A 14091-nucleotide genomic window follows, 5' to 3' on the forward strand; every position below is an offset into this window, starting at 1 on the left:
CCTTTAAGAACCGATAAATTTAATAACAGTTGCAATGATGAAAAGTGTTGCGAAAAAACCAAATGAGACGATAAATCCTACCCCTGAATCAATAGCGTCATTGCGTTTACTTTGAACGTTTTGTTCAAAATCATTCATTTAGAATCCCTCCCCAACATTCCACTTTAGTATAAAATATTGTCAGAAAAAAATCTACAATTTCCATATGAAGAGAAAATGAGCTTTTTTGCTACTTTTAGATCATGAAGTAACGTGAGTTTTTTGTTTCCAAGCATGTTAACAGTTGGCACTTATACTCGAATTTTTATTGTGAATAATAAAGGGAAGGTGATTACCGCACACCAATAAGAAACCCGGGGCTTATTGCGTGGCGTTTAATATAAATAAAGGGACGGGTTATAAAGCCTGTTCCTTTGTACTTGTAAAACAAAAGCTAGGGCATTAGTATAAATATATATTGCCAAGTTAGGGAGTAGGAAAAAGTATGAGTGATATACATAAAAAAATTAAAAAGAAACAGTTTGCTTCGTTATATTTACTATATGGAACGGAAGCTTTTTTTATAAATGAAACGATAAAGCTTATTACGACAGAAGCACTTGAAGAAGAAGATCGAGAGTTTAATGTTGTGACATACGATTTGGAAGAAGCATATTTAGAAGATGTGGTTGAGGATGCGCGTACGCTTCCTTTCTTTGGAGAACGGAAAGTACTGTTAATAAAATCACCGCTATTTCTGACTTCGCAAAAAGAAAAGTTAGAGCAAAATATAAAAATTTTAGAAGAATACATTGGTGAACCTTCTCCATTTTCTATTCTTGTTTTTGTTGCGCCTTACGAAAAACTTGATGAGCGAAAAAAAATTACAAAACTATTAAAGAAAACAGCAGATGTAGTAGAAGCGAATGCGATGCAAGTGCAGGATGTTCAGAAGTGGATTATTGCTCGTGCAGATGAAGTGCATGTGCACATTGATAACGCGGCTGTTAGTTTGTTGCTAGAGCTTGTGGGAAGTAATGTAACGATGTTGGCGAAGGAAATGGACAAGTTAACGTTATACGTTGGTATGGGCGGAGAGATTACGACGAAACTTGTTGCGGAGCTTGTGCCAAAATCAGTTGAGCAAAATGTATTTGCTTTGACAGAAAAAGTGGTGAAAAAAGATATTGCAGGTGCAATGCAAATTTTGGATGGATTATTTACGCAGCAGGAAGAACCGATTAAATTGCTTGCGTTATTAGTGAGTCAATTCCGTTTGTTGTATCAAGTGAAAGAGTTACAGCAACGTGGTTATGGGCAAAATCAAATTGCATCTCATATTGGTGTACATCCGTATCGTGTAAAATTGGCGATGAATCAAACGAAATTTTTCTCTTTTGAAGAATTAAAAAAAGTGATTATAGAATTAGCGGAAGCTGATTATAGTATGAAGACGGGAAAGATGGATAAGAAACTTGTGCTCGAGTTTTTCTTAATGCGATTAAATCATATGTGATGACACAAAAAAGTTCATGTACCTAGTGCATGAACTTTTTTTGTATATAAAAAAACGATCCAAATGGATCGTTTTTTAAACGCCTTACGCGTTTACTTGTTTCGCTAAGCGAGATTTTTGACGAGATGCAGCGTTTTGGTGGATAAGACCTTTACGTGCTGCTTTGTCAAGTTTTTTAGAAGCAGTTTTGAAAGCTTCTTTAGCATTTTCAAGATCGTTATTAGTAACTAAAGCTTCTACAGTTTTAACAGCAGAACGCATGTCAGACTTGATAGAAGCGTTATGTGCACGACGCTCTTCGCTAAGTTTAGCGCGTTTGATAGCAGATTTGATGTTTGCCATACTTTTCACCTCCCTGGTGCAATCGAATGACTCGATTCTTACATAGAACAAGTGATATTCTATCAAACGGTGAAGAGAATTGCAATAGTATATCCATGAAATTTCACGTAAAGGAAAGAATGACCTTATATAACTTTGGGAAATCTAACGATATTTACTATGAATTACGGAGGAGATACGATGAAAGAACCATTGGATTTAAGTAAATATAGCGTTAGAACTGACCTTGCTGTAGAAGCTCATCAAATGTTGCAAGAAAGCCAAGAAGAGCAAAAAGGGATACAGGGGGTAATTGTAAAAGAGAGGGAAGAAGAAGGTACTATAATTACAAAAGTAACAATTGATGAAGCTGCCTCTGAAGCGATGGGTAAAAAACCTGGAAATTATTTAACGCTTGAAGTACAAGGTATACGTCAGCAAGATACAGAACTTCAACAAAAAGTGGAGCGTATTTTTGCAAAAGAATTTTCTTATTTCTTAGAAGAGGTTGGTGTTACAAAAGAAGCGAGCTGTTTAATTGTAGGCCTTGGGAATTGGAATGTAACACCGGATGCTCTTGGGCCAATAGTTGTAGAAAATGTATTAGTAACGAGACATTTGTTTCAATTGCAGCCTGAAAGTGTAGAAGAAGGATTCAGGCCTGTTAGTGCAATTCGGCCGGGGGTAATGGGGATTACAGGCATCGAAACGAGCGATGTTATTTATGGGATTATTGAGAAGACAAATCCAGACTTTGTAATTGCGATTGACGCATTAGCTGCCCGTTCTATTGAACGAGTAAATAGCACGATACAAATTTCTGATACTGGAATCCATCCTGGATCAGGGGTTGGGAATAAACGTAAGGAACTAAGTAAAGAGACATTAGGTATCCCTGTTATCGCAATTGGTGTTCCGACTGTGGTCGATGCCGTTTCGATTACAAGTGATACGATTGATTTTATTTTGAAACATTTTGGTCGAGAGATGAAAGAAGGAAACAAACCTTCAAGATCTTTGTTACCAGCGGGATTTTCATTTGGAGAAAAGAAAAAATTAACAGAAGAAGATATGCCAGATGAAAAGAGCCGAAATATGTTTTTAGGTGCTGTTGGTACGTTAGAAGAAGAAGAAAAAAGAAGGTTGATTTATGAAGTGCTATCGCCCCTTGGTCATAACTTAATGGTGACCCCAAAAGAAGTAGATACTTTTATTGAGGATATGGCGAATGTAATAGCGAGTGGTTTAAATGCAGCGCTGCATCATCAAATTGATCAAGATAATACGGGAGCGTATACACATTGAGGGAGAAAGATGATAATAGTTTGAGTCGTTTTGCGCTTTTGTGTATATGTAGTGTAGCTTTATGTTTACTTATGATGATAGCAGGAGTGTCACTTGCTAATCATGGTTTGAAAAGTATGAAAGGTTATCGGCAATTGTCGTATGAACAAATAGCTCATATGACAGGGACAGAGAGTACAGGTGTTGAATCAGAAATTTTGGGTAGTTCGTTTTCAGCTTCAGAAAAACAACAACAATTAGAACGTTTAAGAAGTTTTAATGTTGTAGAAGGAATTGGGATGGCGGTAGCAAGTGTAGCTTATGAAATGACGAAGTTCGGAACGGATATAGTTGTTGGGAAAATAAAGGGGATTTTTAGCTAAGAGTAGCATGGGAGATGGTTGTTTTACTGATTTGTAAGACAACCGTTTTAAAATTTGAAAAGGGTTTGTCTCTTATGGTTTATTCGCATAAGATATAGATAGAATGATTTGTATCGTAAGCAGCACGAGTTTTCATTGAATCTTTGTTGCTCTATTGATATAATCAGTGCTAGTGTATATTGGCGAGACTATTAGGAGTTGAGAACATAGATGAACAAAGAAGAAAGAGCAAAAAGACAGTCCAAAATTCGTAATTTCTCTATTATTGCTCATATTGACCACGGAAAATCAACGTTAGCAGACCGTATTTTAGAGAAAACAAATGCGTTAACACAACGCGAAATGAAAGCTCAGTTGCTTGACTCTATGGATTTAGAGCGTGAGCGTGGTATTACAATCAAATTAAACGCAGTTCAATTAAACTATAAAGCAAAAGATGGTGAAGAGTATATTCTTCATTTAATTGATACACCAGGACACGTCGACTTTACGTACGAAGTATCTCGTAGTTTAGCGGCTTGTGAAGGCGCGATTCTTGTAGTAGATGCAGCGCAAGGTATTGAAGCTCAAACGTTAGCGAACGTATACTTAGCGCTCGATAACAACTTAGAAATTTTACCAGTTATCAATAAAATCGACTTACCAAGTGCGGATCCAGAACGTGTACGTCAAGAGGTAGAAGATGTAATTGGTTTAGATGCATCAGAAGCGGTACTTGCTTCTGCGAAAGCTGGAATTGGTATTGAAGAAATTTTAGAACAAATTGTTGAAAAAGTACCAGCTCCGGCAGGTGATTCAGAAGAGCCGTTACAATGTATGATTTTCGACTCTTTATATGATCCGTACCGTGGTGTAATTGCTTATATCCGTGTTGTAAATGGAACGGTAAAAGTTGGCGATAAAGTACGTATGATGGCAACGGGTAAAGAATTTGAAGTAACAGAAGTAGGTGTATTTACACCGAAAACTACGCAACGTGACGAGTTAACAGTAGGTGATGTAGGTTTCTTAGCAGCATCTATTAAAAACGTAGGTGATACACGTGTTGGTGATACGATTACACATGCGAAACGTCCAGCTGCAGAGGCGTTACCAGGTTACCGTAAATTAAACCCGATGGTATTCTGTGGGCTGTATCCAATTGATTCTGCTCGTTATAACGATTTACGTGATGCGTTGGAAAAATTAGAGTTAAACGATTCTGCTCTTGAGTTTGAACCAGAAACATCTCAAGCGTTAGGATTTGGTTTCCGTTGTGGATTCTTAGGACTTCTTCACATGGAAATCATTCAAGAACGTATTGAACGTGAATTTAAGATTGACTTAATTACAACAGCGCCAAGCGTTATTTATAAAGTTTATTTAACAAACGGTGAAGATGTTATTGTTGATAATCCATCTAATATGCCAGATCCACAGTCTATCGATCGTGTAGAAGAGCCGTTTGTGAAGGCTTCAATTATGGTTCCGAATGACTATGTTGGAGCTGTAATGGAAATTTGCCAAGGTAAACGTGGAACGTTTATTGATATGCAATATTTAGATGAAACGCGTGTTACATTAACATATGAAATCCCGTTATCAGAAATCGTATATGACTTCTTCGATCAATTGAAATCAAATACGAAAGGGTATGCATCATTTGACTACGAGTTAATTGGTTATAAACCATCTAAACTTGTGAAAATGGATATTCTTTTAAATAATGAACAAGTGGATGCTTTATCATTTATCGTACACCGTGATTCAGCGTATGACCGTGGTAAAGTAATTGTAGAGAAATTAAAAGAATTAATTCCGAGACAACAGTTTGAAGTACCAATTCAGGCGACTATCGGAAATAAAGTTGTAGCACGTTCTACAATTAAGGCGATGCGTAAAAACGTACTTGCAAAATGTTACGGCGGTGACATTTCTCGTAAGCGTAAACTTCTTGATAAGCAAAAAGAAGGTAAAAAACGTATGAAGTCTGTTGGTTCTGTAGAAGTGCCACAAGAGGCATTCATGGCTGTACTGAAAATGGATGACAACTAATATTTGAAATAAAAAAGAAGTCGTTTGTGCGGCTTCTTTTTTCTGTATAATTACTTTTTAGACATCTGAGCAGCTCTCATTTACAATAATGAGAGAGCTTTTTAGTTCATATAGAGTTAGGAGATTGTTAATGTCCGAAAATATTCGAAAAGATATTCAAGATAAAATACAAAATGGCAATTTTAATTGTGAAAAGGAATTGACGCTTTCTATTATTAGTGGAAAGTGGAAAGTTGTGATACTGTGGCATCTTGGTGTGGAAGGGCCTCATCGTTTTAGTGAATTACAACGGTTATTCCCAAGCATTTCTCATAAAGTTTTGTCGAACCAATTAAAAGAGTTAATGGAAGATGGGATTGTTGATCGAACAGTATATCCCGAAATTCCTCCTCGTGTTGAGTATTATATGACGGAACTAGGCATGTCACTTTTACCGATCGTTGAAATGATGTATGATTGGGGAAAAATGCGAATGGAACAAATTCGTAATACGTTAGAGAAGTAGAGAATCCTCCGGAGTGCGGAGGTTTTCTTTTTAGAAAGGTAGGAGTTATATTTGGTACAAGCTGCATATATTCATATTCCGTTTTGTCAGCACATTTGTCACTATTGTGATTTTAATAAAGTGTTTATTGAACGCCAACCGGTTGATCAATATTTAGATTACTTAGAGAAGGAAATAATAAATACGGTTCAAAAAGTTCCGTTTGATAGTATGAAAACGATTTTTGTGGGCGGTGGAACTCCGACAGCGTTAAATATGGAACAGACAAAAAAATTACTCGAGATTATTAATCGTCATTTGCGTCCGTTTGCTCCGAATTGTGAATTGACATTTGAAGCGAATCCAGGAGATCTACCGAAAGAGAAGTTGAATGTACTACTAGAAGGTGGAGTGAATCGAATTAGTTTTGGTGTGCAAACGTTCCGTGATGAACTGCTTGAGAAAATCGGGCGCAAGCATACGAGGGAAGATGCATTCCTAGCGATTCGAGAAGCTCAGGAAGTAGGCTTTAAAAATATTAATGTAGATATTATTTATGCTTTGCCAGGACAAACGATAGAAGATGTGAAGGAAACATTAGACATTGCTTTTACGCTTGGTGTACAACATTTCTCGGCATATTCATTAATTGTGGAACCTAAAACAGTGTTTTATAACTTAATGAATAAAGGGAAATTGCGTCTTCCGGGTGAAGACCATGAAGCTAAAATGTATGAAATGGTAATGGATGAAATGGAGAAACACGGTTATAACCAGTATGAAATTAGTAATTTCTCAAAAGGTGACAATAAAAGTAGACATAATCTCACATACTGGAATAATGAAGAGTATTATGGCTTTGGAGCTGGAGCTCATAGTTATGTGAATGGGGAACGTATTCAAAATGTAGGTCCGCTGAAGCAATATTTTAATAAAATTGATGAAACAGGATTTCCGTATTTAGATGTTCATAAGGTGACGGAGAAAGAAAGAATGGAAGAAGAACTGTTCTTAGGACTTCGAAAAACAAAAGGTGTTTCTAAAACGGCATTCCGCAATAAATTTAATGTGGAGATGGATCAAGTTTTCGCGAAGCAGTTACAAAGCAATCAAGAACAAGGATTACTTGAAGAGGAAAATGGACATGTGCGTTTAACGCGAAAAGGAAAATTATTAGGGAATGAAGTATTCCAATCATTTTTGATTGACTAATTAAATGTTCCATAGGCGTGAAAAAGTTTCATTATTTCGTGACGTTTCCGTTGACAATTGAATGTCAATTTTGGTAAGTTATTAATAGATTTAGCACTCAAAGACAAAGAGTGCTAACAGAGGTGATGATGAGATGCTTACGGAACGTCAGCTCTTAATTTTACAAACAATTATTGATGACTTTATTGGATCAGCGCAGCCTGTTGGGTCTAGAACGTTGGCTAAAAAAGATGAAATTACATTTAGTTCAGCTACTATTCGAAATGAAATGGCGGACTTAGAAGAATTAGGTTTTATTGAAAAAACGCACAGTTCTTCTGGACGTGTTCCTTCTGAGAAAGGCTACCGATTTTATGTAGACCATCTTTTAGCGCCGCAAAACTTACCGAACGCTGAAATTGTACAAATTAAAGATTTATTTGCTGAAAGAATTTTTGAAGCGGAAAAAATTGCACAGCAATCTGCTCAAATTTTATCAGAACTTACGAATTATACGGCCATTGTTCTTGGACCGAAGTTAAGTACAAATAAACTTAAAAATGTACAAATTGTGCCGCTTGATCGTCAAACTGCAGTCGCTATTATTGTAACTGATACAGGGCATGTACAAAGTAAAACGATTACCGTTCCGGAATCTGTTGATTTATCAGATTTAGAAAAAATGGTTAATGTTTTAAATGAAAAGCTATCTGGCGTACCGATGGAAGAACTTCATAATAAAATCTTTAAGGAGATTGTTACAGTTTTACGTGGGTATGTTCATAATTACGATAGTGCAATAAAAATGTTAGATGGTACATTTCAAGTTCCGTTATCGGAAAAGATATACTTTGGAGGAAAAGCAAATATGCTTTCGCAGCCAGAGTTCCATGACATTCAAAAGGTTAGATCTTTGCTTACCATGATTGATAATGAAGCCGAATTTTATGACATTTTGCGTCATAAACAAGTCGGGATTCAAGTGAAAATTGGTAGGGAAAACACTTCGACGGCTATGGAGGATTGCAGTTTAATTTCTGCAACATATTCGATCGGCGAAGAGCAACTTGGAACAATTGCTATTTTAGGTCCTACGAGAATGCAATATTCTCGTGTAATTAGTTTGTTACAGTTATTTACGAGACAATTTACTGATGGACTTAAAAAGTAAATGAGAGTAATACATTCGCTCAAGTGATGAAATTTTCATTGCTGTGTGTAATATATAATGCTTAGGTAATCATGCTATGCATGATACCTAATACCTTTTAAGGAGGTGAATATTGTGGAAGAGCGTAACGAACAAGTGGTAGAAGAAGTAAAAGAAGCGCAAGTTGAAGAAGCTGTCACGCCAGAAAACAGTGAAGAAACTGTAGAAGAAAAAAGTGAGGCTGCTCTTTTACAAGAAAAAGTAGATGAGTTACAAGCGAAACTAACGGAAACGGAAGGTCGCACATTACGTCTACAAGCTGATTTTGAAAATTATAAGCGCCGTGTCCAAATGGATAAACAGGCTGCTGAAAAATATAGAGCACAAAGTCTAGTTTCAGACATCTTGCCAGCTCTTGATAATTTTGAAAGAGCAATGCAAGTGGAAGCGACTGATGAGCAAACGAAATCCTTGTTACAAGGTATGGAAATGGTGCATCGTCAATTGTTAGAAGCGCTGAATAAAGAAGGTGTGGAAGTGATTGAAGCTGTTGGTAAACAGTTTGATCCTAATGAACACCAAGCTATTATGCAAGTGGAAGATAGTGAATTTGAATCAAACGCGGTTGTGGAAGAATTCCAAAAAGGTTATAAATTAAAAGACCGTGTGATTCGCCCATCAATGGTAAAAGTAAATCAATAATTTACATAAAACTAGGAGGATTCGCCATGAGTAAAATTATCGGTATTGACTTAGGTACAACAAACTCTTGTGTAGCTGTTATGGAAGGTGGAGAACCAAAGGTTATCCCAAATCCAGAAGGAAACCGTACAACACCTTCTGTTGTAGCTTTCAAAAATGAAGAACGTCAAGTTGGGGAAGTTGCAAAGCGCCAAGCAATTACAAACCCAAATACAATCATGTCTGTTAAACGTCATATGGGTACAGACTACAAAGTAGAAGTTGAAGGTAAAGATTATACACCTCAAGAAATTTCTGCAATCATTTTACAAAACTTAAAAGCTTCTGCTGAAGCATACTTAGGTGAAACAGTAACGAAAGCTGTTATTACAGTACCTGCATACTTCAACGATGCAGAGCGTCAAGCAACGAAAGATGCTGGTCGTATCGCTGGTTTAGAAGTTGAGCGTATCATTAACGAGCCAACAGCAGCAGCACTTGCTTATGGTTTAGAAAAACAAGACGAAGAACAAAAAATCTTAGTATATGACTTAGGTGGCGGTACATTTGACGTATCTATCCTTGAGTTAGCAGACGGCACATTTGAAGTTATTTCAACTGCTGGTGACAACCGTCTTGGTGGCGATGACTTTGACCAAGTTATCATCGATCACTTAGTAGCTGAGTTCAAAAAAGAAAATAACATTGATTTAAGCCAAGATAAAATGGCGCTTCAACGCTTGAAAGATGCAGCTGAAAAAGCGAAAAAAGATCTTTCTGGTGTAACACAAACTCAAATTTCATTACCATTCATTAGTGCTGGAGCTGCTGGTCCATTACACTTAGAATTAACGTTAACAAGAGCGAAATTCGAAGAGCTTTCAGCAGGTCTTGTTGAAAGAACATTAGAGCCAACTCGTCGTGCATTAAAAGACGCTGGTTTTGCTCCAAGCGAATTAGATAAAGTTATTCTTGTTGGTGGATCTACTCGTATCCCAGCTGTACAAGAAGCTATTAAACGTGAAACTGGTAAAGAGCCATATAAAGGTGTAAACCCTGATGAAGTTGTAGCATTAGGTGCTGCAGTTCAAGGTGGCGTACTTACTGGTGATGTAGAAGGCGTTCTATTATTAGACGTAACTCCACTTTCTTTAGGTATTGAAACTATGGGTGGCGTGTTCACGAAATTAATCGAGCGTAACACTACAATTCCAACAAGTAAGTCACAAGTATTCTCGACAGCTGCTGATAATCAACCAGCAGTAGACATTCACGTATTACAAGGTGAGCGTCCAATGTCAGCTGACAACAAAACGTTAGGTCGTTTCCAATTAACTGACCTTCCACCAGCACCACGTGGTATTCCACAAATCGAAGTAACATTCGATATTGATGCGAACGGTATCGTTAACGTACGTGCGAAAGACTTAGGAACAAGCAAAGAGCAAGCTATTACAATCCAATCTTCTTCAGGTCTTTCTGATGAAGAAGTAGAACGTATGGTACAAGAAGCGGAAGCAAATGCTGACGCTGACCAAAAACGTAAGGAAGAAGTTGAACTTCGTAACGAAGCTGACCAACTTGTATTCCAAACAGACAAAGTTGTAAAAGATTTAGAAGGTAAAGTAGATGCAGCTGAAATTGCAAAAGCAACAGAAGCGAAAGAAGCATTACAAGCTGCAATTGAGAAAAACGAGCTTGAAGAAATTCGTGCGAAAAAAGATGCTTTACAAGAAATCGTACAACAATTAACTGTTAAATTATACGAGCAAGCTCAAGCAGCTGCTGGTCAAGCAGAAGGTGCGCAAGGTGCACAAGACGCTGGCACGAAGAAAGACAATGTAGTTGACGCTGAGTTTGAAGAAGTAAAAGAAGACAAGTAATTCAACTGTAAACATAATAAGTAAGATGACAAAAAGTCAAAGTCAAGCGTGCCTTGACTTTGGCTTTTTTCACGAATGAGAAGCGATGTGTGAGGATCTTAAGTTTTTCGCTTTGCATACTGTAAGTGAGGAAACTTTGTTGCAAAGCACTTTCTTTCGGTGTTAAAATTACGTTTATGTGAAAGATTCGGGGGTTGTAAATTTATGAGTAAACGAGACTATTATGAGGTCCTTGGACTTAGCAAGGGCGCTTCAACAGATGAAATAAAAAAAGCGTATCGTCGTTTGGCTAAAAAATACCATCCAGACGTAAGCAAAGAAGAAAATGCAATTGAAAAGTTTAAAGAAGTACAAGAAGCATACGAAGTGTTAAGTGATGATCAAAAGCGTGCGCAGTACGATCAATTTGGTCATGCTGGTGCAAATCAAGGATTCGGTGGATTTGGCGGCGGAGGAGACTTCGGCGGTGGCTTCGGTTTTGAAGATATATTTAGTTCTTTCTTTGGCGGTGGCGGCGGCAGACGTCGTGATCCAAATGCTCCGCGCCAAGGTGCTGACTTACAATATCAAGTCACTTTAGATTTTGAAGAAGCTATTTTTGGTAAGGAATTAAATGTGGAAATTCCAGTAGAAGATCCATGTGATACTTGTAAAGGTAGTGGAGCAAAACCAGGAACTTCAAAAGAAACATGTAAACATTGTTCAGGCTCTGGTCAAGTGAGTGTAGAACAAAACACACCGTTTGGTCGTATCGTAAACCGTCAAGCTTGTGGTCATTGTTCAGGAACTGGACAAATTATTAAAGAAAAATGTACGACATGTCACGGTTCAGGTAAAGTTCGTAAGCGTAAAAAAATCAATGTTAAAATTCCAGCGGGTATCGATAATGGTCAACAAATTCGTGTGTCTGGAAAAGGTGAAGCCGGCGTAAATGGCGGACCAGCAGGAGACTTATATGTTGTCGTTCATGTAAGAAATCATGAATTCTTCGAGCGTGAAGGGGATCACATTATTTGCGAAATGCCATTAACATTTGCGCAAATGGCGCTTGGTGATGAAGTGGAAGTTCCTACTGTTCATGGTAAAGTGAAGCTGAAAATTCCAGCAGGAACACAAACCGGAACAGAATTCCGCTTAAAAGGAAAAGGTGCTCCGAACGTACGTGGATACGGCCAAGGAGATCAATATGTAGTCGTTCGTGTTGTTGTACCGACGAAATTGACTTCACAGCAAAAAGATTTATTACGTGAATTTGCAGGACAAGAAGAGCAGGATGATAGTTTATTCGGAAAGCTTAAACGTGCTTTCAAAGGGGAATAATGGAAATAAAAAATGGAGTTGGTAAATTGTGAAATGGTCAGAAATTAGTATTCATACAACAGAAGAAGCAGTAGAAGCTGTCTCTCATATTTTACATGAAGCTGGTGCTAGCGGAGTTGCGATTGAGGATCCAGCGGAGTTAACGAAAGAGCGCGAGCAACAATATGGTGAAATTTATGCATTGAATCCAGATGAATATCCGGCGGAAGGTGTATTAATAAAAGCATATTTCCCGCAAACGGATTCTTTACATGAAACGATTGCAGGTGTAAAATCATCTATTGATGTGCTTCCATCTTACGACATTGAAATTGGTACTGGAAATATTACCGTTAACGAAGTCAATGAAGAAGATTGGGCTACTGCTTGGAAAAAATATTACCATCCAGTACAAATTTCTGATACATTCACAATCGTACCGACGTGGGAAGAATATACACCATCTTCTCCTGATGAAAAAATCATTGAATTAGACCCAGGTATGGCGTTTGGTACAGGAACTCATCCAACAACAACGATGTGTATTCGTGCTTTAGAAAAAACAGTACAGCCAGGTGACACTATCATTGATGTAGGAACAGGTTCTGGTGTGCTTAGTATTGCAGCGGCAAAATTAGGTGCGTCTTCTGTTCAAGCATATGATTTAGATCCGGTTGCAGTTGAAAGTGCAGAAATGAATGTGCGTTTAAATAAAACAGATGATATCGTGTCTGTTGGGCAAAATAGTCTTTTAGAAGGTATTGAAGGTCCTGTTGATTTAATCGTAGCTAACTTATTAGCAGAAATTATTCTTTTATTCCCTGAAGATGCAGCGAGAGTTGTGAAGTCAGGTGGATTATTTATTACGTCGGGCATTATTGCTGCGAAGGAAAAAGTAATTTCTGAGGCGTTAGAACAAGCTGGATTTACAATTGAAGAAGTGTTACGAATGGAAGATTGGGTAGCAATTATTGCACGAAATGCGTAATATAGATTTTAGTCTATAATGAAAAGGGGAGTCTCTCACTATAAGGTGAGGGACTTGCCGTTTGTTATATGAAAAATGATAATGTTTCGTTCTTTTCGTAAGTGTTGACTTACGAAAGGAACGAAACTCTACTAAGGTGATTATATGCAACGTTATTTTGTAGAAGAAAAACATGTAAGTGAAGCAAAAATTCGCATTGTAGGTGATGATGTACATCACATTGCGAGAGTAATGCGTATGACAGCTGGCGATCAAATTTATTGCTGTGTAAACGGAAAAACAGCAGTATGTTCAATTGATGAAATTACCAGTGAATTTATTAATACGGCTATTGTAGAATGGGTAGAGGCGTCAAGTGAACTTCCTGTTTTCGTGACGATTGCAAGTGGACTGCCAAAAGGAGACAAGCTAGAGTTGATTTTTCAAAAAGGAACTGAGCTTGGGGCAGCTGCATTCTTACCATTTCAAGCATCTCGCTCTATCGTAAAATGGGATACGAAAAAAGCTGATAAAAAAGTTGAGCGTTTAAGAAAAATTGTGAAAGAAGCTGCGGAACAATCACATAGAAGTGAAATTCCGGAAGTACATGCTCCGGCATCATTTAAGCAACTGCTTACAATGAGTGGTGAGTATGATGTTTGTCTTGTTGCTTACGAAGAGGAAGCGAAACAAGGCGAGAAATCTAATTTTGCGAAAGCTTTAACGACAATGAAACCAGGTCAAAAGCTATTGATTGTATTTGGCCCAGAAGGCGGTTTAGCTGAGGAAGAGATTACAGCGCTTCGTGAACATAAATTTGTACCATGTAGTTTAGGACCAAGAATTTTAAGAACAGAAACGGCGCCGTTATACGCGTTAAGTGCTGCTTCGTATCATTTTGAATTGATGGGGTGATGAT

At 37.6% G+C, this 14091-nt stretch carries 14 protein-coding genes; 12 read left to right on the forward strand and 2 right to left on the reverse strand.

Features of this window, described 5'->3' with window-relative positions; all coding sequences use genetic code 11:
* Nucleotides 1-3 precede the first annotated feature (3 nt).
* Nucleotides 4-138: a YqzM family protein gene (locus IBT51_RS03895; protein ID WP_000997609.1), complete on the reverse strand. Its 135-nt coding sequence runs from the start codon at nucleotides 136-138 to the stop codon at nucleotides 4-6.
* A 346-nt stretch (nucleotides 139-484) separates the two neighbouring features.
* Between IBT51_RS03895 and holA the strand changes: the two genes are divergently transcribed.
* The gene (gene holA / locus IBT51_RS03900) at nucleotides 485-1495 is read left to right on the forward strand and encodes a DNA polymerase III subunit delta (protein WP_001279933.1); all 1011 of its coding nucleotides are present in this window, start codon (nucleotides 485-487) and stop codon (nucleotides 1493-1495) included.
* 84 nt (nucleotides 1496-1579) lie between these two features.
* On the opposite strand, the gene rpsT is transcribed toward holA, so the two are convergent.
* Nucleotides 1580-1837, reverse strand: coding sequence for a 30S ribosomal protein S20 (gene rpsT / locus IBT51_RS03905; protein ID WP_001274012.1), 258 nt, complete (start codon nucleotides 1835-1837; stop codon nucleotides 1580-1582).
* A gap of 180 nt (nucleotides 1838-2017) precedes the next feature.
* Between rpsT and gpr the strand changes: the two genes are divergently transcribed.
* From gpr to IBT51_RS03960, 11 genes are all read left to right on the forward strand, one after another.
* The gene (gpr, locus tag IBT51_RS03910; RefSeq protein WP_000662644.1) at nucleotides 2018-3121 is read left to right on the forward strand and encodes a GPR endopeptidase; all 1104 of its coding nucleotides are present in this window, start codon (nucleotides 2018-2020) and stop codon (nucleotides 3119-3121) included.
* Complete coding sequence (locus tag IBT51_RS03915) at nucleotides 3118-3483, forward strand: YqxA family protein (RefSeq protein WP_001207095.1); 366 nt, start codon at nucleotides 3118-3120, stop codon at nucleotides 3481-3483. The genes gpr and IBT51_RS03915 overlap by 4 nt, the downstream gene beginning before the upstream one ends.
* A gap of 210 nt (nucleotides 3484-3693) precedes the next feature.
* Nucleotides 3694-5517 (forward strand): elongation factor 4, encoded by a 1824-nt coding sequence (gene lepA / locus IBT51_RS03920; protein WP_001030948.1) that lies wholly within the window; start codon nucleotides 3694-3696, stop codon nucleotides 5515-5517.
* 130 nt (nucleotides 5518-5647) lie between these two features.
* Nucleotides 5648-6022 carry a winged helix-turn-helix transcriptional regulator gene (locus IBT51_RS03925; RefSeq protein WP_001293539.1) on the forward strand — a complete coding sequence of 125 codons (375 nt, stop codon included), beginning with the start codon at nucleotides 5648-5650 and terminating at the stop codon, nucleotides 6020-6022.
* A 51-nt stretch (nucleotides 6023-6073) separates the two neighbouring features.
* Nucleotides 6074-7213 carry a radical SAM family heme chaperone HemW gene (hemW, locus tag IBT51_RS03930; protein WP_000249436.1) on the forward strand — a complete coding sequence of 380 codons (1140 nt, stop codon included), beginning with the start codon at nucleotides 6074-6076 and terminating at the stop codon, nucleotides 7211-7213.
* Between the two features lie 133 nt (nucleotides 7214-7346).
* Nucleotides 7347-8363 carry a heat-inducible transcriptional repressor HrcA gene (hrcA, locus tag IBT51_RS03935; protein ID WP_000954942.1) on the forward strand — a complete coding sequence of 339 codons (1017 nt, stop codon included), beginning with the start codon at nucleotides 7347-7349 and terminating at the stop codon, nucleotides 8361-8363.
* A 114-nt stretch (nucleotides 8364-8477) separates the two neighbouring features.
* Nucleotides 8478-9044 carry a nucleotide exchange factor GrpE gene (gene grpE, locus IBT51_RS03940; RefSeq protein ID WP_000392710.1) on the forward strand — a complete coding sequence of 189 codons (567 nt, stop codon included), beginning with the start codon at nucleotides 8478-8480 and terminating at the stop codon, nucleotides 9042-9044.
* 26 nt (nucleotides 9045-9070) lie between these two features.
* Nucleotides 9071-10906, forward strand: a complete 1836-nt coding sequence (dnaK, locus tag IBT51_RS03945) for a chaperone protein DnaK (protein ID WP_053563639.1) — start codon at nucleotides 9071-9073, stop codon at nucleotides 10904-10906.
* Nucleotides 10907-11110: 204 nt separating this feature from the next.
* Nucleotides 11111-12226, forward strand: coding sequence for a chaperone protein DnaJ (dnaJ, locus tag IBT51_RS03950; protein WP_000043947.1), 1116 nt, complete (start codon nucleotides 11111-11113; stop codon nucleotides 12224-12226).
* Between the two features lie 28 nt (nucleotides 12227-12254).
* A complete protein-coding gene (gene prmA / locus IBT51_RS03955; protein ID WP_000872103.1) occupies nucleotides 12255-13193 on the forward strand; it encodes a 50S ribosomal protein L11 methyltransferase in 939 nt (312 codons plus the stop codon).
* Nucleotides 13194-13337: 144 nt separating this feature from the next.
* A complete protein-coding gene (locus IBT51_RS03960) occupies nucleotides 13338-14087 on the forward strand; it encodes a 16S rRNA (uracil(1498)-N(3))-methyltransferase (RefSeq protein ID WP_199716877.1) in 750 nt (249 codons plus the stop codon).
* The last annotated feature ends 4 nt before the right edge of the window (nucleotides 14088-14091 follow it).

The sequence above is a fragment of the Bacillus sp. S71 genome (genome assembly GCF_016625265.1).
Lineage (GTDB): Bacteria > Bacillota > Bacilli > Bacillales > Bacillaceae_G > Bacillus_A > Bacillus_A cereus.